Raw genomic sequence first — 23,694 nt, 5'->3', positions numbered from 1 at the left:
TATATCCAATGTAGAATTTGTCTCTGAATTTGGAATAGAGAATATAAACGTATGCCATGGCTGTTTTGTAAAATAAAAAAGGCCGGAAATTTCTTTCCGGCCTTTTGTGGGCGATGAGGGAATCGAACCCCCGACCCCTTGGGTGTAAACCAAGTGCTCTGAACCAACTGAGCTAATCGCCCTAAATATTTTAAATAACTTCGTTCATTCATCTTTCCGGAATCGAAACCCCGACCCTCCCGATGTCAATCGGGATGCTCTGAACCAACTGAGCTAATCGCCCGTTTTTTATCTTCGCCAAACCTTGTTTTTTGTGTTTGGCGGTTGCAAAAGTAGACGCTTTTTTTTAGTTCCCAAATTTTTTTTCAAAAAAAATCAAAAAAAGTTTTTCCGGGCTAAAAAATTGATCAATCCGCAAAAAATACGATCTTTGGACTGCTAACCCAAAAAGTGATTAAAAAATGAAAAAAATCTTCCTTTTAGCCCTATTACTCGGGCTTGCTGCTCAATCTTTTACCCAAAATAAATTGGTTACGGTTGCCGACATCTACAAAGAGAGCACCTTCAGGGCACAATCAGTTTATGGTGTCAACTCAATGAATGATGGATTACACTATACAACACTGGAAAATCAAGGTGCTGCCCTGGTTAAATACAGCTACAAAACCGGAGAAGCTACAGACACCCTTATGAAAATTGCAGATTTGGACAATGAAGATATTCAGTACATTTCCAATTACGAATTTTCCAATAACGAATCCAAAGTCATATTCTATATCAACCGCGCCAGAATATACCGCCACTCATTCTATGCCGATTTTTACATTTACGATCTGGAAAGTAAAAAATTACATAAACTCACTGAAGAGGGACACGAAAGGCTGGCAACCCTCTCTCCTGACGGCTCAAAAGTGACTTTTCTCCGCGACAACAATCTTTTTATAAAAGACCTGAAATCAGGCGACATTACTCAATTTACACAAGACGGTGAAAGAAATAAAATCATCAATGGTGCACCCGACTGGGTATATGAAGAAGAATTTGGCTATAACCAGGCATTTCACTGGTCTCCTGATGGTAAGAAAATCGCTTACTGCAAATTTGATGAAAGTAGAGTTAAAAAATACACCTTGCTCAAATATAAAGGATTAAAGCCTGAAATACTGGCCAATAAGCTATATCCGGAAGTATACGATTACAAATATCCAAAAGCCGGAGAAGATAACTCCATTGTAACGGTCCATACTTACGATCTTGAGACTAAAGAAACCGTAAAAATGGAAACTGGTGAAGAAACAGACATTTACCTGCCTCGCATTTACTGGACCAAAAAAGACAATACCCTGGCCATTGCGCGACTAAACCGACTGCAAAACCATATGGACATTATCTATGCTAATGGTACAAACGGAGAATCAAATGTTGTTTACAGCGAAGACAATAAATACTACATCGATCAACCACCATATACGGACCTCACATTCATCGATAAAAATAACTTCCTGATAATGAGCGAAAGGGACGGATACAACCATATTTACAAATACAACACAAAAGCACAAGAGCTCACCCAGGTAACAGAAGGTAATTTCGACGTTACAAATTATTACGGGTATGACAACAAAAACAGTATGGTTTTTTACAGCTCTACGGAACAGGGGCCCATTTACCGGACCATATACAAAGTACGCGACGATGGTAAAAAGAAAAAACAATTGAGCAATAAAAAAGGCTACAACCGAGCCAGCTTTAGTAAAGGTTTCCAGTATTTTATTAATTATTTTTCCAATGCCACAACACCCAATTATGTAACTATGAACAATTATAAAGGTAAAATAATCAGGGTATTGGAAGATAATGAAGCTTTAAAGGAAAAAACGAAAGAATATGCAGTGCAAACCAAAGAATTTTTCAGCTTTACCACATCTCAAGGAGTAAAATTAAACGGTTGGATAATTAAACCCGCCAACTACGAAGCTGGAAAAGAATATCCGGTAGTCATGACACAATATTCAGGTCCTAACTCACAACAAGTGCTCGATCGCTGGAGCATAGGTTGGGAACAGGTGCTTTCAGGAGAAGGTTTTGTTGTGGCTTGTGTCGATCCACGGGGAACAGGAGGACGTGGAGAAGAGTTTCGCAAAATGACCTACAAAGAGCTGGGTAAATATGAAACCATCGATCAAATTGAAGCGGCCAAATACCTCGGTTCACTTGATTTTATTGACAAAACCAAAATTGGTATTTACGGTTGGAGCTATGGTGGATTTATGACATTAAATTGCATGACCCAGGGAGCAGACTTTTTCAATACAGGTATAGCTGTGGCACCAGTAACCAACTGGCGCTACTACGATAACATCTACACCGAGCGTTTTATGCGCAAACCGCAGGATAATCCGTCAGGTTACGATGAAAATTCACCCATCAATCATGTGGAGAAACTCAAAGGCGATGTACTAATCGTACACGGACTGGCTGATGATAACGTGCATCCACAAAACACTTTTGAGATGACTGAGGCGCTGGTACAGGCCGATAAACAATTTGACATGGCCATTTACACCAATCGGAATCACAGCATATACGGCGGCAATACCCGCTACCATCTGTTCACAAAAATGGTTGATTATTTTGTGGACCACCTGAAAAACTAAATTAAATTTGTAAATCTTTTAAATACAACACAAAAATCGAAATATTATGAGCGAAGAAATTAAAAATTTAGAACCCAAAGCATTATGGGAACATTTTTATAGTCTGACACAAATTCCCCGCCCCTCAAAGAAAGAAGGAAAAGCTGTGGAATTTGTTAAAAAATTCGGAGAAGACCTTGGCTTGGAGACCATTCAGGACGAAGTAGGCAACATAATTATCCGCAAACCCGCCACTAAGGGCATGGAAGATCGCAAAGGTGTGGTAATGCAAGGACACCTTGATATGGTTCCCCAAGCCAACAGCGACAGCACACACAACTTTGAAACAGATCCCATTGAAGCCTTCGTAGATGGTGAATGGGTAACTGCCAAAGGCACAACCCTCGGAGCAGACAATGGTATGGGAGTAGCAGCAGCAATGGCTGTTTTATCATCAAACGATTTGGAACATGGCCCTGTTGAAGCACTTTTTACAGTTGACGAAGAGGCAGGCATGACCGGTGCCAACGCACTCAAACCGGGTATTCTGAAAGGAGACATTCTCTTGAACATGGATTCTGAAGACGAAGGTGAACTCTATGTTGGATGTGCCGGTGGTGAAGACGCCAATGTAACTTTTACATATCAGGAAGACAAACTACCAATTGATTATAAAGCTTTTAAACTGTCAATTAAAGGGCTTAAAGGCGGCCACTCCGGTTTAGACATTCCCTTACAAAGAGGAAATGCCAATAAAATACTTTTCCGCCTAATCAGTAAAGCTCAAAATGAATTTGGCCTCCGCATGGCCGATGTACAAGGCGGCAGCTTGCGCAATGCCATTCCTAGAGAAGCCTTTGCCACAATAGCCGTACCTGAAAATGGCGAAGTTAAGTTCAAAGAGTATGTGGCAGAATTGGAAAAAACAATAAAGCATGAGCTATCAGACACTGATCCGGGAGTAACAATAACTATTGACCCAACAGAAGCACCTTTATTTGTTGTTGACGAAACCACACAACGAAACCTAACCGACGCAGTGATAGCCGTTCCCAATGGAGTTATTCGCATGAGCGATGCCATGCCAGGTCTGGTTGAAACCTCAACTAACCTCGCCGTAGTAAAAACTGCAGAAAACAATACCATCATTGCACAATGCCTGATGCGCAGCTCAGTAGACAGCTCAAAAGAAGAACTGGCAGAACGCGTTACTGCAACATTCCGCCTGGCCGGTGCCAAAGTCGAACTGGCCGGGGCCTATCCCGGATGGAAACCCGACATGGATTCTGAAATCCTCAAATTAATGCAGGATACATACAATAAAACTTTTGGTAAAATACCTGAGATTAAAGCCATTCATGCCGGTCTGGAATGCGGAATTTTAGGCAGTGCTTATCCAAACTGGGATATGATTTCTTTCGGGCCAACTATTCGCTACCCACATAGTCCCGATGAAAAAGTAAATATTGAAACCGTTAAGAAATTCTGGACATGGATTGTTGAAACTTTAAAAGCAATTCCAAAAAAATAATTTGTTCATAACATACAAAAAGCCACCTGTTTCGGGTGGTTTTTTTTTATTAAACATGAAAATTCTACTCCGCTACTCCCTTGAACGGAGAAATAATTCTACTATATTAGCGGTCTGTTTGCAAGAAATTAATTGATTTACAGCAATAAAAATAAAACAGATGGATACAATTAAGAAAAGCTTACGTCACACCCCAGCTATGCGCTGGTTGATGCTCCTGCTTATTTCAGGACTAACATTTGGTACTTATTGGTTTCAGGATTTCTTCGGTGGTTTAAAAACCATCATGGAAAACGACATGGGTTTTACCAGTGAGGAATTTGGACGCCTCATCGGTCTTACAACCATAGCCAACATGTTTGGAATGATCATCGTTGGAGGTATCATTCTTGACAAATGGGGTGTTAGAATGGCGGGAATTGTTTTTGGAAGTATTGCAACCCTGGGTGCTTCCATTACAGCTCTTGCTTCAGCCGGATTCTTCGGAGAAGAACATTCCACAATGCTTAACATGATGATTTTGGGCCGGATTTTATTTGGTTCAGGTCTCGAAGTAGTTTGTGTGGTGGCAACCCGAACCGCGGTGAAATGGTTTAAAGGCTACGAGCTTGCCCTGGCCATGGCCCTCAACATGGGACTTGGTCGACTCGGTAGTGCTATGGGTATTGCACTTGCACCGGATATCGCAAACGGCAGTGTGCCATCAGCAGTAACCTTCGCAGCTACCTTAATCGGAATTGCACTTATTATGTTCCTTATTTACAGCGTATTTGACATCAAACTCGATCGTCAGGAGAAAGTGGAAGGAGCACAAGAAGAAGCTGAAGACTTTAAGTTTTCAGATTTGGTTAAACTTATTACAAACAAATCGTTTTTATATATTGCCTTGCTTTGCGTGGCATTTTATTCAGCAGTATTTCCATTTATTCAGTATGCACCCGATATATTGATAAATAAATTTGAGTTTTCAATCTTATTACCTGAAAATGGCAACATTAACCTCTTTGGATCGACCTCTCTGGGTAATGCAAGTGTGTTTGTAGCACTTTATATATTTGCCATTGCCTTTGCAGCCATCCCTAAACAAATTAAAAATATTAGTACACGGCGGGTTTATATGGCCGTTATAGCATTGCTGTTTGCCGCATTCCTGGCATCAATCTGGGATGTGATGGGTATTTGGTTACAAAATGGTTCAAAAACAGCCGCTCTTATTCCGCTTGGAACAATTATTTTCACCCCAATTTTTGGTAGTTACGTCGATAGCAAAGGTAAAGCTGCATCCCTTATGATTTTGGGGGCATTGCTTCTGATTTTTGCCCACGTTTCCATGTCATTATTCAATTACGATTGGCTGGCTTATATGGGCCTCATTAGTTTGGGAATTGCTTTCTCGCTGGTTCCTGCTGCTATGTGGCCGTCTGTAGCCAAAATTGTTGCTGAAAACCGGCTTGGTACAGCTTACGCATCTATGTTTACCATTCAAAACTGGGGACTTGGACTGTTCTTCTGGGGAATTGGAGCCATGGTAGACTGGTTTAACCCAAAAATTGTGGCAGCCAAACAAGCTATCGCCGATCAGCTTCACGCTTTCAATCTCAAGGATAATACCATTACCACAATCCGGAACGGATTGCAGGATATAGGTCTCGCCACTGGAAAAGAGCGCGAAGTTATTCAGGAATTGCGTTTTGATGAAATTTCAACTCAGCTTGCTGCTAATAACAGCCCCGATAAAGTAGATGAAGTGATGAATTATTTGAGATCACTGGGGGAAATACCCGCCTACGATTATACTTATCCGATACTTGCACTTGTTGGACTGGGTGTAATTTCCATTTATCTGGCCTTCCAGCTTAAAAAAGCAGATGCCAGACAGCGTTATGGACTTGAACTACCATCAGGTCAAACACCCGACGATCAATAATTGACAAAAATAACACCTTATAAAAGGGTTGTTTCAAAAATGAAACAACCCTTTTTATTTCTATCAACCGAGAAACAACATTATTTCCTGTTTTGTGCACCACATCTACACCCCAAAATAAACCCATTGGTTATCAGTCAATTAAATAATAAGCTTTTAATAATTGGATGACCCGATGTTTTTTAAGGTTTGTTTGTTCGAAAAAATAGGAATCGTAGCAGATTAGTTCTGTTATGTATATTTTACCTATAAACAGCAAAAATGATAGTAAACAGATAGTATTGAAACATTTATATTGATAAAACTTTTTGCTTGATAAAATTGTGACCAAATTACGCTTCAACCCGCTCTGCTCAATAGATTAAATGACCAATAAAAGCTGAACAAACCTCTTTTATGTCATTTATATCCATTGAACCCCGATTATGAAAATATAAATCAATTCTTCATATAAATGATAATATTTTCTATATCGGGATTAACTCTCCTAAAATCAATAGCTCTGATTTATCAATCATTCTATTGATTAATTCGAGTAGAACATTCACGCACTCATTGGCCCGCCAACGGCTTTAGCCCTCACGAGTTTACGAGTAATTTGGTCTGGCCAGCCCACTTGTATTTTAATTACCTTACGAAAGGGAAAAAGCTAGTCTTAGCCGCATGAAGAAAAATGCGTGAAGAAAATCTGCTTGTTTTGGCGTCAAAGTTTGCGCTGTTTGAGCTCCGATTTTTCTGAAAAAATCGGAGTGAGTTCGTGAACTTTAGCCATAACGAGTAGATTTTTAGCATTTTTCTGTAAGCGGCGGGTTTTTTTTGCTTACTTTTTTTGACCTGTAGCAAAAAAAGTAAGGCTATAGGCATGTGGGTGACCCATTACGCAAAACGGGACTTTATAAAAGGGTTGTTTCAAAAATGAAACAACCCTTTTTTTCTATCAACCGAGAAACAACATTCTTTTGGCTGTCTTAAGCCAAAATATTTTTTAAGTTTGTAGCCTCAATAATCAAATCCTTCATCATGAAAGAGAAAATACACAAAACCATGCGCGACAACCCTGCATTGCGATGGGGCGTGCTGCTTTTGAGCAGTATGGTCATGTTTTTCAATTACTATTTCTACGATGCATTATCACCGTTAAAAGACTTAATGCAAACCAACCTGGGGTTCAGCTCCTCGGATTATGGTGCATTTATGTCGGCCTATTCAGTGCCTAATGTATTTCTGGCCATGGCCGTACTCGGTGGTATAATTCTCGATAAATTGGGTATACGAATAACCGGAACACTTTTCGTGTTTATGATGGCACTGGGTGGGGTAATTACCGCCTATGGAGCATCTGACATGTATCTTGCCGGCGGTCCCGGTTATGCCTTAATGAACTCATTCCTAACCGGCTACTCTCCTTCCCTGAAAATGATGTATCTTGGTTTCTTTATTTTTGGCCTCGGAGCAGAAACCAGCATTGTAGTACTCTCTAAAATTGTGGTAAAATGGTTCAAGGGCAAAGAACTTGCACTGGCCCTGGGACTTAATTTAGCCATTGGACGCCTTGGAACTGCACTGGCACTGTTCCTTTCACCCTACCTTATTCACCCCGAATGGACAAATGCCATTTGGTTCGGAGTCTTACTTCTGTGGCTTGGCCTATTGTTCTACATCATTTACATTTTCCTCGATCTGAAAATAGACAAGCAAGTAAAAGAAACACTGCCTGAAAGCGAAGAAGACCAATTCAGGTGGAGAGATTTGCTTGATCTTATCACCAATCGTACATTCATTTATATTACACTACTGTGTGTTACATTCTATTCGGCAGTTTTCCCATTTGTAAAATATGCACCAGACCTGCTGATGAACAAATTTGGTATGGAGCGCGATCTTGCAGGCCAAATCTCGTCCATACTCATGTTTGGAACCATACTATTAACCCCGCTTTTTGGATGGATAGCCGACAATAAAGGAAAAAGTGCCACACTCATGTACCTGGGCTCCGCACTGCTCATTATTTCACACCTGATGTTTGCTCTTACAACAATTACTCCATTACTACCAATATTTTTACTTGGAGTGGCATTTTCACTTGTCCCTGCAGCGATGTGGCCCGCAGTAACTAAAATTGTAGGCGACAATAAACTCGGTACTGCGTACGGATTTATGTTCTCAGTGCAAAATATAGGGCTCTGGGCATTACCCATTCTCGTTGGTGTAGTACTTGATGCATCGAATCCTGAGTTCAGAATTAATCTGAAAAACCAACAGTTTAAAGAAATAGAACAAAGTGGCAAGTTCGCAAGCTCTTTAAATACAACAAGTAGTACATTTAATAACAAAAATATTAAATTCAAATACGTTGTATACAAAGACAGCCTCAGCGGAGAAATTGTTTACCGGAGTTACTATGAAACAAAGACAGGTAAAAACGGAGATTACAGCATTAATTTTAGAAACAACGAAATGGTAGATTTAATAAAATTTGATTTGTTAGAAATACCACAAGATGCAAAAATCTATATCGACCGCGTTAAATCATCCACTTTTGGAGATAATGATACCATTCGCTTATTCAAAAGCAACAAATTCCAATTGGATGAAAAGAATCAATATATAGCAAACCTGGCTGAACTTGGTAAGAAACCTAATAAGAAAAACTTTGATGCAATTATCAGCATTAAAGATCCAAATGGCCGGGTAATATACAGCGAAAGCCAAAAATTATATATGGATGAAACAGGTAAATCCAAAATAAAATTTGGTTTTGGTGAGTTAAAATCGGTTGATTATGAAGCACTTGATTTCAAACAGGAAACTTATGTTGCCGAGCTAATAGAACCACTCGATTATACCAATGCCATGCTCATGTTTTCTGCACTTGGGTTACTGGGTATATTGTTTGCCTTCTTACTCAAACGCGACGATAAAGTCTCCGGTTACGGACTGGAACAACCTAATATTCAAAAATAAAAACGAAGAGGCCTGTTAATACGGGCCCTTCCTTTCTAATATATATTCGAAGCACGCCGAATCCTCTGTGTGCTTTTTATGCATATGCCTGTATGACAAACTGAAAACTTCCAAAAAAAATAGTAGCGATTGAAATTAGAAAACTAAACGAAAAAAAGGTCTCTGAATTTGGTTTTAACATAGAAGCTGACGTTAATTAATACATGTGTGCCTACTCGATTTTAAATACCGGTCCCTTTCCACTAATGCCAGACGAATACACATAAAATACATTTTCAGAAATCCATGCACTATGAACCCAATTTTGCTTTATTCTTCTGCCTAATTCATAATCTATTACTTCACTCCCATTAAAATATAGCAAGCCCTTGTAATTATTTCCATTATGGTTTTTAAACCAGATTGCATTTTTATAAATAACAGGTTCAAAGCTTGATGTATATCTGTATTTAGTTTTAAAATCAAAAGTTTCCCATTTATTGCCATCCCAGCGTAACAATTTATTTGACTTCCCTGTAATTTTATACGCTACAAAATATTTATAGCCATCTTGCTCTAGCTCATATCTTATTAAGCGGTTTTTTAAGTCGTAGCCCGACTTTTTATCGAAATGTTTCCATTTGCCGTTAATTAATGCAGACGAAGATTTTGGATGCATTAGCACCAGGTTTTTATTCTTGTCGAGGAAAGTTCTTTCAATATTATTGCTTGACAATCCATTCTTCTTTGTAAGAAGCTGTGAATTACTTTCCGATATTTCAATTATTCCTTTATCAAAGGTCGTTAAGTACACCTTATCATTCAGATAATAGAGGTTCACTATATCGTCAACAAGTTTTGTGTGCGCTTTAGATATGGGGTATACTTTTGTTTCAGCGTATTTTTGTTCTTGTACGGTAGCACCTTCCCCTTCAAAAAACAAGCAAACAACCTTGTCACTTGTTACAAGCATTAACACACTGGTATCATTATACAAATGCACATTAACATTGGCAATGGTATACTCATATTTATCATATAAATCCGTTATGCTATCCGATACCATCCAATCCTGGGTCATCGCAGTTTTCATTGAATTAAAGAATTCGTATACTTCACCTTCTTTTAGAAGTTTATATTCGCCATTGTAGTAACCACAGGGTTGTTGATTATCGTAGCTAAAATTAGCCCCAAATACATAACCATTTTTATAATGCTCGCCTCTCTCTATTCTTTTAGGTAAGTTACTGGTAATAATAGTTAATTCATTATTTTCAAGAACTACAAGATGTTTTCTTTCTATGTCTGTTCCTGGTACATTTTTTTCGTAAAAAAAGTATCTTCTGTTGCTTTTATCTTTGGTTATACTTATCAGGCTGAAACCATTTAATTTATTGTTTCCATATGGATATTCCTTCCACTCGCCGTTTTTGTTACAAATAATCCCTGTTTGGGATATACCCCACAATGTACCTTCTTCATCTTCTTCCATTTTATATTTTCTGTTTGGCAGGGTAAGGTTCTGAGGATGCGATGAGCCATTTTTGTACATAAACAATTTATTTTCATCATCGACATACCAGAGCCGTTCTTTAGAATCGAGTAAGGTTATATATTTTACTTCTTCGGCAATGGCTTCATGTGTAAATGTTTGCGCATTGGTAGCAGTTACTACTATGGCTATTAAGAAAACGATTACTATAATTTTTTGCTTCATAAGTCAGGGTTTCTGTTATAAGTGTATCTATTGTTTTTGTGAAAGCATGTGTATTAAATAAAATATCGTGCAATAATCTGCACTGTATAAGTCAGAAAATCCATTAATTATTAGCCTTGAAAAAAACGGATATCCCATAATTCAAAGTTAAATTTGACTTGCCAGGCTTTGATAATTAATCATAATGGTTTCTGATATACCTCAAAAGTACCATTAATTACAGGGACGTTTACATTGGTAATTTCTTCATCGATTGTTAAGGTTATTCCATCATCCGATTCTTCTCGAATATAGTATATTAAATCACCGGAAAAGCTTCCGGTCATTTTGGTTTCGCTCACCTCATCAATGGTAACTGATAGGTTGGTTTTTTCAGGATTAAAAAATCCTCTGCAATAACCTGCACGAACTTCGCAGCCCCAAGATTCAATTCTTAAGAAAAAATGTCTATTCTCCGATGTGTCGGCATCAAAGGTATAGACTCCTGCCCCATTATCAGGAATACGCAACATAATTGATTTAACAGAGGGGTGATTGTCGTTACCCCATCCCTGGAGGTCCTGAACCATAGTTCCATCGTCTAACTCAAACCCGGTAGCGATGTGCATGCCGTGTTCATCATCGGCAACATAATCATATGTTTCACGGGTAAGAATTTGTTTCGAACCGAATAACGTTCCCTCTCCACTTAAATCCCCATAAGTTTGAATCTCAAATTCGATTACACTGGGCGGGTAAAGTTCATTATCTTCTTCTTTTTCGCAACTCAGAAAGATAATACTGCAGCTTAAAATGATAATTAATGTTTTCATAACCTAATTATTAGTTCTTTACAAAAGAAAGAAAAAGCAAAAACTAATTAATTGATTTGAATCAATATTATCCATTAGCGATTAACAATTTTTAAAAAATTGCGATTTTACGCGGCAAAAGGTCTCTGGAGCGAGCCCTAAATACTGTGCCAGTAATTTTTGTGAAACCTCTTGTAAATAAAGCTTTGCATGAGGTGTTAAATTAATAAAATGTGTAAAGCGTTTAAAGGCATCTCTGTATTGCAACATAAGTGTGCGTTGTTCTCTTTCGCTTAAGACTTGTTCAAACAACTTTGCATATATATAGCAAAAGGTATTATTGTTTAACATCAGTTGTTCTGCATCTTTTTTTTCCAGGAACAGCATTTCTACATCTGAGATAGCTTCTTGAATTTCGCTTGTTGGCTTTTTATATAAATAACTGTCAAGTGAATTAAAAAGCATACCCGGTAAAGCAATATTAATGGTAAATATGTCACCATCAATATAGGTATACATATGCACAATTCCTTTTGTTACAAAATTTAAACGTGTTTCTGTTTGTCCTGGCTCCAGGATTTTATCATTTTTTGCGTATGTTGCTTTTCTTAAAAAGGGAAGCACATTTTCGATGTCGTTTCGGGTTACCGGTGTAATTTGTGAAAACAAATTATAGACTAACTCCAGGTCGCTATTTGTAATTTTCGGCATAAGCAATTATTTATATTTGCATAATACTGGTGTTCTGATGTGCTTGCAAAGCAATAGCTCCTAATTTTCTGGAAGCTTTCAGTCCCGCTCTTGCGGGGCAACACTGTTTTACGCCTACCTGTTGCTTCCTGGCCTACTAAACGCCGTTCGGAATTTACAAAGACGCGTTCTCAACGTGTTCGGCTCCTGACGAATCCCCCTTTATAAATACCAGCTAAAACAGACAAATAAAAAGACTGGGAACCCGCCCGCATAGTGTATTACAGCAAGTTGGCAATAGTTTTATATATCGAATTTCTGATATTTAGTTCTCTATCCATATTCATCATTTTAGAAGACATTTTATTCATCGTATATGCTACTGTAAGTTTGTGATTTGGATCATAAAAAACAAAACTTCCTCCCGCACCAAATCCTCCAAAAGCTTTTGAAGATTTAGCAAAATTATGATTTTTAGATGGTTTCATGAATCCAGCATGAAATCTAAATGCATCTTGCTTAAAAACAGTATCCTTCCAACCTTTTATAGGAGTTTCTGGATATTTCATCAGATATTCTAATGTATCATTTTTTATGTGTAAAGGATGATTCTCATTCGTCAAAGAATCAATAAGAGAAGCTAATCCTCTTGCATTTCCAATACCTCCACCAGCTCCCATCTCAAGTTGAAGGATTTCTGGTTTATTAAAATTTGAATGATTACTTACAAATGAGGGATTTAGCATTGATTTAAAAGAAAGGGACCAGGGCTTAAAAAATTCAAGAACAAAACTGATGGGCATGGAAAACAAACCTTTAATTTTTGAAAAAGGTATTAAAGTTGCAATTTTCGTCCATTCATAGTTATTTTCTACACCAATTCTAACTTCACCTTCGATTTGAGGTATCACATCTTGTTCCAAAAATTCTTTAAGAAATCTTTTCTTGGGTTCAATTCTTGATAGTAATGAGCTAATGTACCATCCTATATTCCAGACATGATATCCTTGATAATCCCCAGGTTTCCAGTGAGGTTTTTGTTTTGCTATTATTTTATCTAAAAATTTCCGATCTTTTATTTTTTTCGTATCCAATTTTTCATCTATAGCCGATAGACCAGCTCTATGCTGAAGTAATTGCTCAATAGTTATTTCATTCTTGTTTTCCACTCCAAACTCAGGCCAATATTCAGAGACTTTCCTGTAATAGTCAAATAATCCTCTGCTATGGCAAATAGCTAAACAACTTGCAGCTATGGCTTTTGTTGTTGAAAATAAAGGCACCACAGTATCTTTATTCCATTCTTTGTCTTTTTTCGAAGCTTTATGTCCACCCCAAATATCTATCACCTTTTTATTATTGTGATAAACGCAAAGTGATGCACCTAATTCCCCATAACTCTCAAAGTTTTTTCTAAATGAGTTGGCTATTTCAGTATATTCTTCTTTTATGTATCCTTTGACCTTCATGTTTCTTTAAATTATTGCCAAAGTATGGGACTTTGGAGCGTACGGCTTGTTTTACAATGTTAATCAAATAACACGTCAAAACGAAGTTTGGGCGCAGTTAAAAAGAACCTCAAGCCGATCGTAGCTACGTGGCTCCGTATGCTCTAACGCCGCGGTTACCAATTGTTGTCTATGCTATTTCTAATTTGTCTGAATCAAAATTCACGGTCATTTTAACTGTTGCTTTCAATGCTTCAAAAACTCTTAAAATCGTCGAGAATCTAACATCCTTTGCGTTGTTTTCAATTTTAGAAATCTGCGCTTTCTGAACACCAACAAGTCGTCCAAGTTGTTCTTGTGTCAGTTTACGTTCTTTTCGTGCTTTTTTTATCATGTCGCCAAGAATGTCCAATTTAAGTTCAAATTCAAATTGGTCACGTTCTTTAGTTCCACGCTTACCGACATATTTATCTGTCAGATTTTCAAGTGAATATGTTTTCATAGTCGGTTACTTTTTAGTTGATAAATAATCTTCTCTAAGTCTCTCTGCTTTGTCAATTTCTTTTTTTGGCGTTTTTTGCGTTTTCTTAATCAGTCCGTGGGTTGCAATTACCAAGGTTGATTTGTCGTCTCGTTTATCCCAAAATGCGAATAAACGTATTTGTTTAGTTAAAAACTTTGTCCGAAACTCCCAGATGTTTCCTTTTAATTTCTTAAAGAGTTCGGGGTCATTTATTTCTCTGGATTTCCAGATATTGAAAAGAACCTTTTTTCTTGTTTTATCATCCAAATTGTCCAAGAAATCTTTGGCTGGTTCAAGAAATTCAACGTCAAACTTTTTCATTCACTGGTTTTTACGACAAAGATAATAAAAAGTTTCCCCGTAGGGAAATAAAATTTAAAGTTGGTAAAATTCATTGGCAATAACTGGTAATTAAGAAGAATATCCCAGGATAAAACCTGAAATTGTATCTTAAAATAGATAGTAGTTCCGTCCGTAAAGTCATTAAATTCGCCAGAAACAGCCTTCCCGCCACCATCGGCTTTTATGGCAATTGCAAAAAACTCATGCCTGAAGGGTGGCATTTGTTTATGCACCGTTTTTATATTCTCTTCAAAACTTCGAATATCAAAATGGGGATGCTTAGGCGCACTTATATTGATGCCCTCGCAATATTCTGATATGGTTCTGAAATGTTTCATTCTATGGTATAACGAAAAGCTAAATGGAAAGTGCGAGATCTGAAACGATGAATCAACATCAGCCGTTAAATACCCACACTAAAACCCAACAATGCAATTATCCAGTGGAAAGCCGGCATTATGTATTATTGTATATTAGGCTTTTTTGTTTTTATCTTCCAATTCTTTTCTTCAGTTCTTTTTCTATTTCTTTGGCTGATTTGTATTTACCAATAAATTTGCCGTCTTTATCAATTAGGTAATGAAAAAACATATTCACATTACCATATTTCTCAAAAACAATGGAATTTCCTCCTTTTAGGTCTGACACAAAAGGCCATTTCAACTTATTTTCTTCGATTGTATTTTTCCAGTAAAAAGGATCTGTATCCGCGTATACACCAAACAATTGCAATCCTTGTTTATGGTATTTCTCATGAAGCCCGGGAAAACCTTTGGGAAGCAAATCCATATAAGGACACAGGTAAACAAAATATAGAAGCACATAGTTATCACCAACATAATCAGAAAGAGAAACTTTATTACCTGCCGTATCCTTTAATGTGAGGTTAATATAAGATTTTCCGGGTTGGACTTTTTCAAGATTTTCAATTTTCTTTCTTAAGTTTTTCGCCATATCGGTACTATAGACAGATGAATCCAGGGATGTATAAAGGGAATCCAGAATATTGTATTGAAATAGAACTCTTGCACGATCATAAACAAATAACCTTAGAATAGATGGGGCATCAGATAGCATATAATCCTCAATGTATTTAAATTTAGTATGAAGGGCTTCGGAATATTTTTTTTTGAGGTGATTGGCTTTGGATTGATTATCATTTTTAATCGCTTTTTGTATCGTCTTGTCTATAATCTTAATACTATCGTTGTATTGTTCTACCTTTGCAGTATAATTCTCGTATTTTGCCTGGGTTACGGAACCTTGTATTTCAGCATTGGGATATTTATCCTGGTTCGTTTTAATGGTTATTTCACTGTTTTCTAAAAATAGTGGTATTGAGCCAATTTGCTTTTTAATTTTTATATATCTTCTTTGGGGAATTTTAACTGAACCTTTAAAAACAAACCTTCCGTTTTTTAAAACTGCAGAATCACCAGGATTGATACCATATTGGCTTTCATGTTTCTTGGTCCCCAAATAAACAATGCCAGCGTCAATACCTTTCACCTTACCTTTAATTTCAAAATGCTCTCCATCACTACAGGAAAGTGAAATCGATAAAACAATCAATGAAATGAAAATAAAACTTCTCATAGGAAATATTTTTTACTTAAAACAGCTGCTACCGTCTAACGTTCGGGCATAAACCCAGTAGCCGCTTCAGCAGCAGCGCAAAATTCTCACTCGCCGCTATTAGAGCACGCGCTTATTTCCACCAGAAATCATTAGCTTTTTTTCTCTTTAAAGATTCTTGATATTCTTTGCTTTCTGGATAAGATGTGAATATTGTACGGAGGTCGCCCCAGCCAACATCGCTATATTTTTCACTGGGAATAACATCAGGCCCATCACTTGTATCAAAATCTTCACTTACACAGGGAATTCGATAATTACTCCAGCAGCATTTTAAACTCCTTTGTGAGTGATAACCTTTCCAAACACCTTGAAATGCAAAACTATAATCAAAAGAGGTATACCACCCACTTCCCAGAATAATTTCATTCTTGTCATTAAGTTGCCAGTAGGTAATTAATTCTCCCTTAAAAATACCTGTGTGGGATGAATAGTTCGACTCTCTAAAAATATATTCTCCTTTTATTAACCCATCAACGTCTGTTGTCTCTGATATGGGAAAAAGAGTTGAATCCTTCACAGCATAGTACAAAGATATCAGTCCACTAAAGTTGAAAATATTTTCTCCAACTTTTGTTTTTCCTTTCACAAAGTAGGTTAATGAATCAGTATTTGACTTAGTTATAGCACTAAAACGAACCCTAATTCGTCGATTTTTATTTCCAATCACTCCATTATATGAGCATGATTCACACAACCATAAATGGCTAATATCATATTGCTTAAAGGAATTTATTATATTAATTTCTTTGTTGTAAAGTTGTTTTTGCAGTTTTTGCGAATAAGAATTAATTCCAGCTAAAAAGATAAAAACCAAAATCTGATAAATTATTTTCATATGTTTATAATTTTATTTTAGTGGTCATATGGAACCTCCTTTACCCTGACAACAAGCTTTTTGCTTTTATTTCTCTGAATAAGCATGCGCGTGCCTCGCTCCGCTGTCCGCGTTCGCTAAAGCTATAGCGGAAGCGAAAGCTTCGCGAAGGCGCAGTGTGCTAAAAGCTTTAACATGGAGGTTTCATATGTTTAAAAATTTTAGTTTTCTGAAAATGAAGAAACTATCCGCCAGTTGGCTGACTTCACATTCAGGAACTCACATGAATTTATTTTAATCATAATCGTGTGTCCTAATTTTGCGACGATGAAGCGAAGGCATTACTTGTAAAAACCAATCAAACTTCATGGAGCTAAAACTTTGTTTTACAATATTAATCAAATAACACGTCAAAACGAAGTTTTGCTCGCTTCATAATTTATTTTAATTGTGCTTCGCGATGGAATAACCGGGACAGGCAGCGAGCTAAAGGTTGGCGATGTTTATTTAGCTCCTCGAATCCCGAATTACTAAAATTTTCAATTTTATTAGAAATTCGAGGACTCTCGCAAAATTAATCAAATCAGAGATTTGTTATTTAACGGAGCCCATAAACCAGCAGCAGCGCAAAATTCTCATTCGTCGCTGTGGCTAGTTTTTCTTTCTAATGATTTTTGAAATTCGGTTAATTGTAATTTCCGATAAGTTCCATTCATAGCCATTAAAGTCAGTTGTATTAATAAATTGAACCACTACCGCGTCAATATCCTTGTGATATTCTGCAAGGCTTTGATAGCCAACCACCAAACCTCCATGATTATATTCATAAGGATAGATTTCCTTTTCTCCCTCGTCAAATACCGAACCATCGTTTAAGGCTCGCAGGAATATACCCACATCTTCTGCTGTAGCCAACATTCCATATTCACGAGCTTTAAAATCTTCCTCATAACCTACATAATATCCACTCATAACATCATCTAAATTGACTTCAGTAATCGAAAAAAAGGTATTTTTCAGCTCCAGGGGAATCAATATTTTCTCTTTGATATACTGATGGTGGCTATACCCTAAAACATCATCCATAATCCTACGAAGCAATAAATAATTCGTGTTTGAATACTCATATCCTCCATTAGGTTTAAAACTGGCTTGTAGGTCGAGAGCAAAATCTAAGGCCTTTTGGCCATTTTCTTGTTCGTTTTCACATAATCTGGATTATCCGTAAAATTTGGAATACCTGAACGGTGTTGAATCATCATCCTCAAGGTGATTTCTTCAGCATTTTCTATCCTACCTCTAAGTTCTGGAAGATAATCAGCAAGTGTTTTATCAAAAGACAAACGCTTTTCTTTGACCAATTTAGTAGCTGCTACAGCAGAATATAACTTACTAATGCTAGCAATTTTGAATAATGATTTTGGTTCGGCTGGTATTTTATTTTCTCTATCTTTCCAACCTCCTGTGTAATGTTCTGGTGGTTTTCCTGCCTGGTCCACATACACAATCATGCCGTCAAAACCATGTCCAATTGCTTCATCTACTTGTTCTTGAACAGTATCAGGTAGCGGTAAAATCCAGGCCTTTACTAAAATCCATGGTACGAAAAACAAAGACACTATTGTTCCAACAAGCAATAACGCCCTGACAATCCATTTGGCTTTTTTATTTTTTATCATTTTTCCGTTTCAGTCTTTGCTTATTTACTTGGCTTTAGAAATAGTCAAATCTTGTATGAATTTATAATTCAGTATCGTTTTTCAACGCTGCGGCTTGTGAGAGTTTTCTTACTTTCAATATCCTGAAAACCAGCAGCAGCGGAAAATTCTCACTTGCCGCTATTAACAACTGTTTATTTTACTATTTTTTTAGTGATAAATTCCTTTCCTTTCTTATCGATGATCCTAATAATTAAGAATCCACTTAAATCTGAAATGAATATTTCGTTATCCTCATTTTTCAGTATACTTTCATAAACTATATTTCCTAAGCTGTTTATTATTTGAATTTTAGAGCCAATTATTGCATTATTAACTTTCAATGAAGTTTTTACTGGATTAGGGAATATTTCTATTTTGTTTTTGAAATCATTTTGAAGTGATATATGCGTTGCTGATATCGCAATATTTGTGGAATACTGATGATTACAACCACCCAAAGAATCATATATAGATAAACTTACTTCATAAACTCCTGTGTCTTGAAAAACATGGATTGGATTTTCTTCGGTACTTGATTGACCATCTCCAAAGTTCCAGTAAGTTTCATCATAATATCCAGTTGATTCATTAGTAAATGTTACTGTTAGAGAATCAGTTTGATAGGTGAATTCTGAATGGCAGGTATATGGATTATTGATATAGCAGCTCTCATATATTGGATTATGATAGATTAATACATCATTCTCATACACGCATTGTAAGGTTCGTATTCCTCCTGTTGTGCAGTAAAAAACAGGACCTAAGAGTCCCTCTGTACTTCCAATTCCTTCAATATGATTAATCGTTTTCCAGTTGGTCGAATCTATATATTGGGTGTATCTGTATTTTCCGGCAAACAAAGAGGAGTCAATATTATAAATTGTCCAATCACAACCCTCCAAATAGGTTACAGTATCACCAATTTCCCGGCTGAAATCGTACATAATAATTGTATCAAAAACAATGATTTCAGGATTTTTGTAGTAAACCTTATTATTCTCTTCTCTGATATAACCGTATTGATTCCAATTACTAAATAAACTATCTTGTGACTTCCAGACCTTTAACCAATAGTTGGAATTAATTAATATGCTGTCTGAGATTTTATAAGCATAACTTTCTCCAAATCCACCTGGTGGGTCAATTGCAGCCTGGCTAAATACAACCCACATTTTATTGGTATCTACAATGGGTTCTAATTCCTGATTAAATACTTCAAGCGTGCTAAAGATCATTAAAAAAATAACTCCAATTTTCTTCATATCTCTTAACTTACAGATTACTGGTGACGTTGTGGTGATGAAGCGAAGGCATTACTTGTAAAAACCAATCAAACTTCATGGAGCTAAAACTTTGTTATACAATATTAATCAAATTACCCGTCAAAACGAAGTTTTAGCAAGGCTAAAAAAGAACCTCTGCGCTCGCAACTATACAGCTCCGTATGCGCTAACGCCGCGGTTGTAAAGCGTGGTTTATTTAATTTCCTTATTCAATTTTTTGGGATTCATCCTGTTATCAAATATTGTAACCACTTTGATTTGCTTGTCATCTTATCGATAAAAAACTGATGTCTGTTTAGTCACAATCAACATGTGAAGTCCTTTTGAAATATCAGATTTTTGGCATAAATCAGGAAATTCGCACACTTGTTTTAGTGATTTGCCAAGTTTTTCCATAAAGTCAGATTTGACATTCTCCGACCATTCTGTTTGTCGGTAATCTATAAGTTTGTCAAGCTTTTTCTCAGCACGTTTTGAAAGGACTACTTTTCTCATTATGGGTGTTTCTCCATAAAGTCATCGTAATCAACTACATCTCCATTTTCAATATCCATAATTCCTTGTTGAATATCGTCCTTTTGTTCTTGAGTCAGAGTTTCCCAAAAATCAACCTTTGTCGATTTATTAAATAGTTTTTTAATCGACTCCAGAATCCTTGGATTATTAGTCTCCAGGATTAATTTCATTATTTCGAGTTTTTCCGATTGGATATTCATTGTCAAATCTTTTTATCAAAGTTACAAAAAAAGCAATTTCTATCTCAAAATAACGCAAAGCCTGTGCCCTCGCCATGCTTTACAACGGTCGGTGTATAATTTGCGTACCACTCCGTATCACGCAAACGCTCCAACACCCCTCTTTTTTACCGACCTTCAAAAGCACCCGGTGGTAGTAGCGTTGCAGACTTACGGCTCTGGACAAAAAACAAGGAGCCGCCTGCACAATGTAGTATTGTTGCCAAAAACTCTGTATTCCTATTTACGAAAAACTCTGTAGTTTTATTTACCAGTTAGACCACAAACCAGCAGCAGCGCAAAATTCTCACTCGCCGCTCTTATGCAAAGTTCTTTTAGCTCACTTCAGAAATATTTTTTCGGGTGTTCATCAAACTGGCATTTCGATATCTTCTGTTTACTTCATTTTTCAATCGATATGGTCTATTAAATGCTTCTTGCGAAACTTTAAAATAGTCAGATAACTTTCTAATTGTATCCTTAGAAAGCCCTTTTTGATAATTCAGAATCTTAGAAACTGTTCCTTTGGTCAATCCTAAAATAGTCACTAAATCTTTAGCTTTTAAGTTGTGTTCGTCCATAACTGCTTTTAAGATTTGGATGGGATCAGAATCCTTAAAAGAATTATTTTCGCTATCCCACTTTTCAATTAGCAATGTCAATAATTCTATTTCATCCTGGAACTTAATTTCGTCCTTAGAAATCAGTTCGTCAAGAATATTACAATAATCGTTATACTGCTCAATTGTTTTTATCACTGTGAATTTTAATGCCTCCATTTTAATGTCCTTTCTCAATCAATAATCGTTAATGTCAAACTGTTTACCTTCATTGCAAAGCTTTGTATACTCTGCATGTCTCCCAATCCACTGAATGAAAAGGTGGACTCTTGTTGCTCCAAAATGATACTTACAAATCATCCTGTAATTGTTTCCTCCAATATTAAAAACAACCCGATTTGTTCCTTTTCCTATTATATCAGCCTTATTAAATGTCGACACAATCTCGTTTGGTTCTTTCCAGTCAGCTCTTTTAAGAATCGATAACCATATTTCAAAAGATGCTCGAGCTCTTGCGTTCTTTACGACATAATCTTCAATCGACTGTTTCTTTATTAAATGTACTTTCATATAGTTATCCGCAAATAAACGAAAATAGTTTCACATAATGAAACCTTTCTTCGCTATTTCCATATCGGTCGCAACTTGCAATTTTGCATAACTACAATATAAGTACAGGTTTTTGTTGCGCTTATCTGTTTTTTGTAAACGATTGACAAAAACGAATCACGCAACCAATCAAATTTAAGGGATTCCTATTTTTTAGCTACAAGAAACACTTGATTTCGACTCCCAGAGGTGGGGTCAGCTTAGTCCGAAATATCCACGCTACCTAAAAGTGGCACAATTTGAACCAGAATTCGTGGCACAAACCAATCCGGAAATGGTGGCACAAATCGAATCAGATTATCCAAACGCTTCATCAACCCCGCTAATTTAAACTTTTCTAGCGCCTTCAAAAGCACCCGGTGGAAAGCTTATTCTACTTTCGCATGTATGCGGTGAGCCATTTACTTATATAAAGCTACAAAAAGCACACAAATTCACAAAAAAACTGTGCCCTTTCATATTTTCTCTATGCCCGGAATGCGCATCAGATGCTGTTAAGCAACGTAATTAACTGATTGCTTTGTTACTCAAAGAAAATCGACCGCTTGCGATAATTATCAAATAAATCAAATAGTCAAATAAATCAATCCCTCAGGCAACGGACAGAAAACCCATATGCCTTATCGTAGATGCTCCTGTATACAGTGCTGTAATTGTAGTTCAGGCCCCGGTTCCAGGCATAGCTGGTAATGCTCTCTGTAGCACTCCACCAGGGACCGTAGTAACCAATGTTGTAGAATGGTCCATGGAAGTAACGGAGGCCTCCTGGAAGGGCTGCAAAGCCATAATCATCGGTTCCGTTTCCATTTTCATTCCAACCAGAAGTAGCTTTTAAAGCGGTGCCTTCAGCTCCACTATGTCCGTCTGAAGCAATATAATTTTCCAATGCTGTCCACTCCGCATCGGTGGGTACATGCCAGCCTTCGGGGCAAAGGTTGCCGGTTTCCACGGCATACCAGTTGTATAAAGCACCATACGTCTCGGCGTATTGTGCCTGGTAGTTGTCGTACCAACAGTAGGCTCCGGTGGTGTTGTTTTCCCAAGCAGTATTGTCCGTAACCAAATCTATTGAAGTACCATTATTGTAAGTGGTGGTTTTCAGGTTCTCGGCCATCCATTCCTGGGCACCAATAATTACAGAAGTATAATTATTACCATCATAATCTGTTACTCCATCTCCCCAATTTATTGTTTCGTCATTGGCAGGGTCGTCATCTTCATCTTTTTCACATGCATTAAAAATTAATAACGTGCTTGCTAAAGCCAGCATTAAAATTGTTAAAAGTTTGTGTTTTTGTAGCATAATTTGAAATTTTTAAGATTTATTATTACTGTTTGTTTTGGTGTTTGCTTTTTTATGTTGGGTAGCGGTCGTTGTATAATTTGCGTTCCACTTCCTATCACGCAAACACTCCAACAACCCCTCTAAGTTAAACTTTTCTAGCGCCTTCAAAAGCACCCGATGGAATGCTTATCGCACTTCTCCAAATTTAACAAAGGTTGTTGGGGATTCCTATTTTTTTGTAAAAAAAGCCATGTGTGGTTTGGAAAGGTTGCGTTCGGATTGGTGTGTCTGGCTGCAGCCGTGCACGAGAAACGTGTTGCGCATGGTGCATGCAACATACAAATCGTTGCCCGCAGGGCATAATTTACCAGTGTGGCCGTGGTGTGAGTGCCATTTTTTCCTGTTTTGTGCAATGGGGCACCCAATTTTGACATAACCCTACTTTTTTTGCTACAGGTCAAAAAAAGTAGGAAAAAAAACCCCGCCGCTTACAGAAAAATGCTAAAAATCTACTCGTTATGGC

Annotated in this window: 20 protein-coding genes, 1 tRNA gene and 1 pseudogene; 4 read left to right on the top strand and 18 right to left on the bottom strand. The window is 37.1% G+C overall.

Annotation, left to right across the window (positions count from 1 at the left end; translation table 11 throughout):
• Positions 1-107: 107 nt before the first annotated feature.
• Positions 108-182 (bottom strand) — tRNA-Val (locus tag ACTB0Y_RS07195).
• A gap of 279 nt (positions 183-461) precedes the next feature.
• Here ACTB0Y_RS07195 and ACTB0Y_RS07190 point away from each other — a divergent pair.
• The 4 genes from ACTB0Y_RS07190 (at position 462) to ACTB0Y_RS07175 (ending at position 9,058) form a co-directional block, all read left to right on the top strand.
• On the top strand, positions 462-2,657 hold the full coding sequence (locus ACTB0Y_RS07190) for a S9 family peptidase (RefSeq protein WP_463206137.1): 2,196 nt from the start codon (positions 462-464) through the stop codon (positions 2,655-2,657).
• 46 nt (positions 2,658-2,703) lie between these two features.
• Positions 2,704-4,167: an aminoacyl-histidine dipeptidase gene (locus ACTB0Y_RS07185; protein ID WP_463206136.1), complete on the top strand. Its 1,464-nt coding sequence runs from the start codon at positions 2,704-2,706 to the stop codon at positions 4,165-4,167.
• Between the two features lie 160 nt (positions 4,168-4,327).
• Positions 4,328-6,094: an MFS transporter gene (locus tag ACTB0Y_RS07180; protein ID WP_463206135.1), complete on the top strand. Its 1,767-nt coding sequence runs from the start codon at positions 4,328-4,330 to the stop codon at positions 6,092-6,094.
• Positions 6,095-7,114: 1,020 nt separating this feature from the next.
• Positions 7,115-9,058, top strand: coding sequence for an MFS transporter (locus ACTB0Y_RS07175; RefSeq protein WP_463206134.1), 1,944 nt, complete (start codon positions 7,115-7,117; stop codon positions 9,056-9,058).
• A 211-nt stretch (positions 9,059-9,269) separates the two neighbouring features.
• Here ACTB0Y_RS07175 and ACTB0Y_RS07170 read toward each other — a convergent pair whose 3' ends face one another.
• The 17 genes and pseudogenes from ACTB0Y_RS07170 to ACTB0Y_RS07090 all read right to left on the bottom strand — a co-directional run bounded on the left by ACTB0Y_RS07170 (position 9,270) and on the right by ACTB0Y_RS07090 (position 23,189).
• Entirely contained in the window at positions 9,270-10,754 is a 1,485-nt protein-coding gene (locus ACTB0Y_RS07170) for a hypothetical protein (RefSeq protein ID WP_463206133.1), read from the bottom strand.
• Positions 10,755-10,933: 179 nt separating this feature from the next.
• Positions 10,934-11,566 carry a hypothetical protein gene (locus ACTB0Y_RS07165; RefSeq protein ID WP_463206132.1) on the bottom strand — a complete coding sequence of 211 codons (633 nt, stop codon included), beginning with the start codon at positions 11,564-11,566 and terminating at the stop codon, positions 10,934-10,936.
• A gap of 81 nt (positions 11,567-11,647) precedes the next feature.
• The gene (locus ACTB0Y_RS07160) at positions 11,648-12,256 is read right to left on the bottom strand and encodes a Crp/Fnr family transcriptional regulator (RefSeq protein WP_463206131.1); all 609 of its coding nucleotides are present in this window, start codon (positions 12,254-12,256) and stop codon (positions 11,648-11,650) included.
• Between the two features lie 260 nt (positions 12,257-12,516).
• The gene (locus ACTB0Y_RS07155) at positions 12,517-13,704 is read right to left on the bottom strand and encodes a serine hydrolase domain-containing protein (protein WP_463206129.1); all 1,188 of its coding nucleotides are present in this window, start codon (positions 13,702-13,704) and stop codon (positions 12,517-12,519) included.
• Between the two features lie 169 nt (positions 13,705-13,873).
• Entirely contained in the window at positions 13,874-14,185 is a 312-nt protein-coding gene (locus ACTB0Y_RS07150; RefSeq protein WP_057954551.1) for a helix-turn-helix domain-containing protein, read from the bottom strand.
• Positions 14,186-14,191: 6 nt separating this feature from the next.
• On the bottom strand, positions 14,192-14,527 hold the full coding sequence (locus ACTB0Y_RS07145) for a type II toxin-antitoxin system RelE/ParE family toxin (RefSeq protein WP_463206128.1): 336 nt from the start codon (positions 14,525-14,527) through the stop codon (positions 14,192-14,194).
• The gene (locus tag ACTB0Y_RS07140; RefSeq protein ID WP_463206127.1) at positions 14,524-14,886 is read right to left on the bottom strand and encodes a hypothetical protein; all 363 of its coding nucleotides are present in this window, start codon (positions 14,884-14,886) and stop codon (positions 14,524-14,526) included. Before ACTB0Y_RS07140 ends, ACTB0Y_RS07145 begins: the two co-directional genes overlap by 4 nt.
• A 151-nt stretch (positions 14,887-15,037) precedes the next feature.
• A complete protein-coding gene (locus ACTB0Y_RS07135) occupies positions 15,038-16,144 on the bottom strand; it encodes a DUF4369 domain-containing protein (protein ID WP_463206126.1) in 1,107 nt (368 codons plus the stop codon).
• 112 nt (positions 16,145-16,256) lie between these two features.
• Positions 16,257-17,021 carry a hypothetical protein gene (locus tag ACTB0Y_RS07130; RefSeq protein WP_463206125.1) on the bottom strand — a complete coding sequence of 255 codons (765 nt, stop codon included), beginning with the start codon at positions 17,019-17,021 and terminating at the stop codon, positions 16,257-16,259.
• Between the two features lie 630 nt (positions 17,022-17,651).
• Positions 17,652-18,143 (bottom strand): annotated as a pseudogene (locus tag ACTB0Y_RS07125) (serine hydrolase); the annotation flags it as partial.
• Between the two features lie 29 nt (positions 18,144-18,172).
• A complete protein-coding gene (locus tag ACTB0Y_RS07120; protein ID WP_463206124.1) occupies positions 18,173-18,679 on the bottom strand; it encodes a serine hydrolase domain-containing protein in 507 nt (168 codons plus the stop codon).
• 173 nt (positions 18,680-18,852) lie between these two features.
• Complete coding sequence (locus ACTB0Y_RS07115) at positions 18,853-19,962, bottom strand: PKD domain-containing protein (protein ID WP_463206123.1); 1,110 nt, start codon at positions 19,960-19,962, stop codon at positions 18,853-18,855.
• A 291-nt stretch (positions 19,963-20,253) separates the two neighbouring features.
• A complete protein-coding gene (locus ACTB0Y_RS07110) occupies positions 20,254-20,478 on the bottom strand; it encodes a type II toxin-antitoxin system RelE/ParE family toxin (RefSeq protein WP_463206122.1) in 225 nt (74 codons plus the stop codon).
• Positions 20,478-20,699: a hypothetical protein gene (locus ACTB0Y_RS07105; RefSeq protein ID WP_463206121.1), complete on the bottom strand. Its 222-nt coding sequence runs from the start codon at positions 20,697-20,699 to the stop codon at positions 20,478-20,480. The genes ACTB0Y_RS07110 and ACTB0Y_RS07105 overlap by 1 nt, the downstream gene beginning before the upstream one ends.
• Positions 20,700-21,052: 353 nt before the next feature.
• Positions 21,053-21,496 (bottom strand): helix-turn-helix domain-containing protein, encoded by a 444-nt coding sequence (locus ACTB0Y_RS07100; RefSeq protein WP_463206120.1) that lies wholly within the window; start codon positions 21,494-21,496, stop codon positions 21,053-21,055.
• Positions 21,497-21,514: 18 nt separating this feature from the next.
• Positions 21,515-21,847 (bottom strand): type II toxin-antitoxin system HigB family toxin, encoded by a 333-nt coding sequence (locus tag ACTB0Y_RS07095; RefSeq protein ID WP_463206119.1) that lies wholly within the window; start codon positions 21,845-21,847, stop codon positions 21,515-21,517.
• A gap of 622 nt (positions 21,848-22,469) precedes the next feature.
• Positions 22,470-23,189 carry a fibrobacter succinogenes major paralogous domain-containing protein gene (locus ACTB0Y_RS07090; protein ID WP_463206118.1) on the bottom strand — a complete coding sequence of 240 codons (720 nt, stop codon included), beginning with the start codon at positions 23,187-23,189 and terminating at the stop codon, positions 22,470-22,472.
• Positions 23,190-23,694 lie beyond the last annotated feature (505 nt).

The organism is Salinivirga sp., from assembly GCF_055145285.1.
The sequence above is the reverse complement of the archived record's forward strand: the minus strand, read 5'-3'. Positions and strand labels throughout refer to the sequence as shown.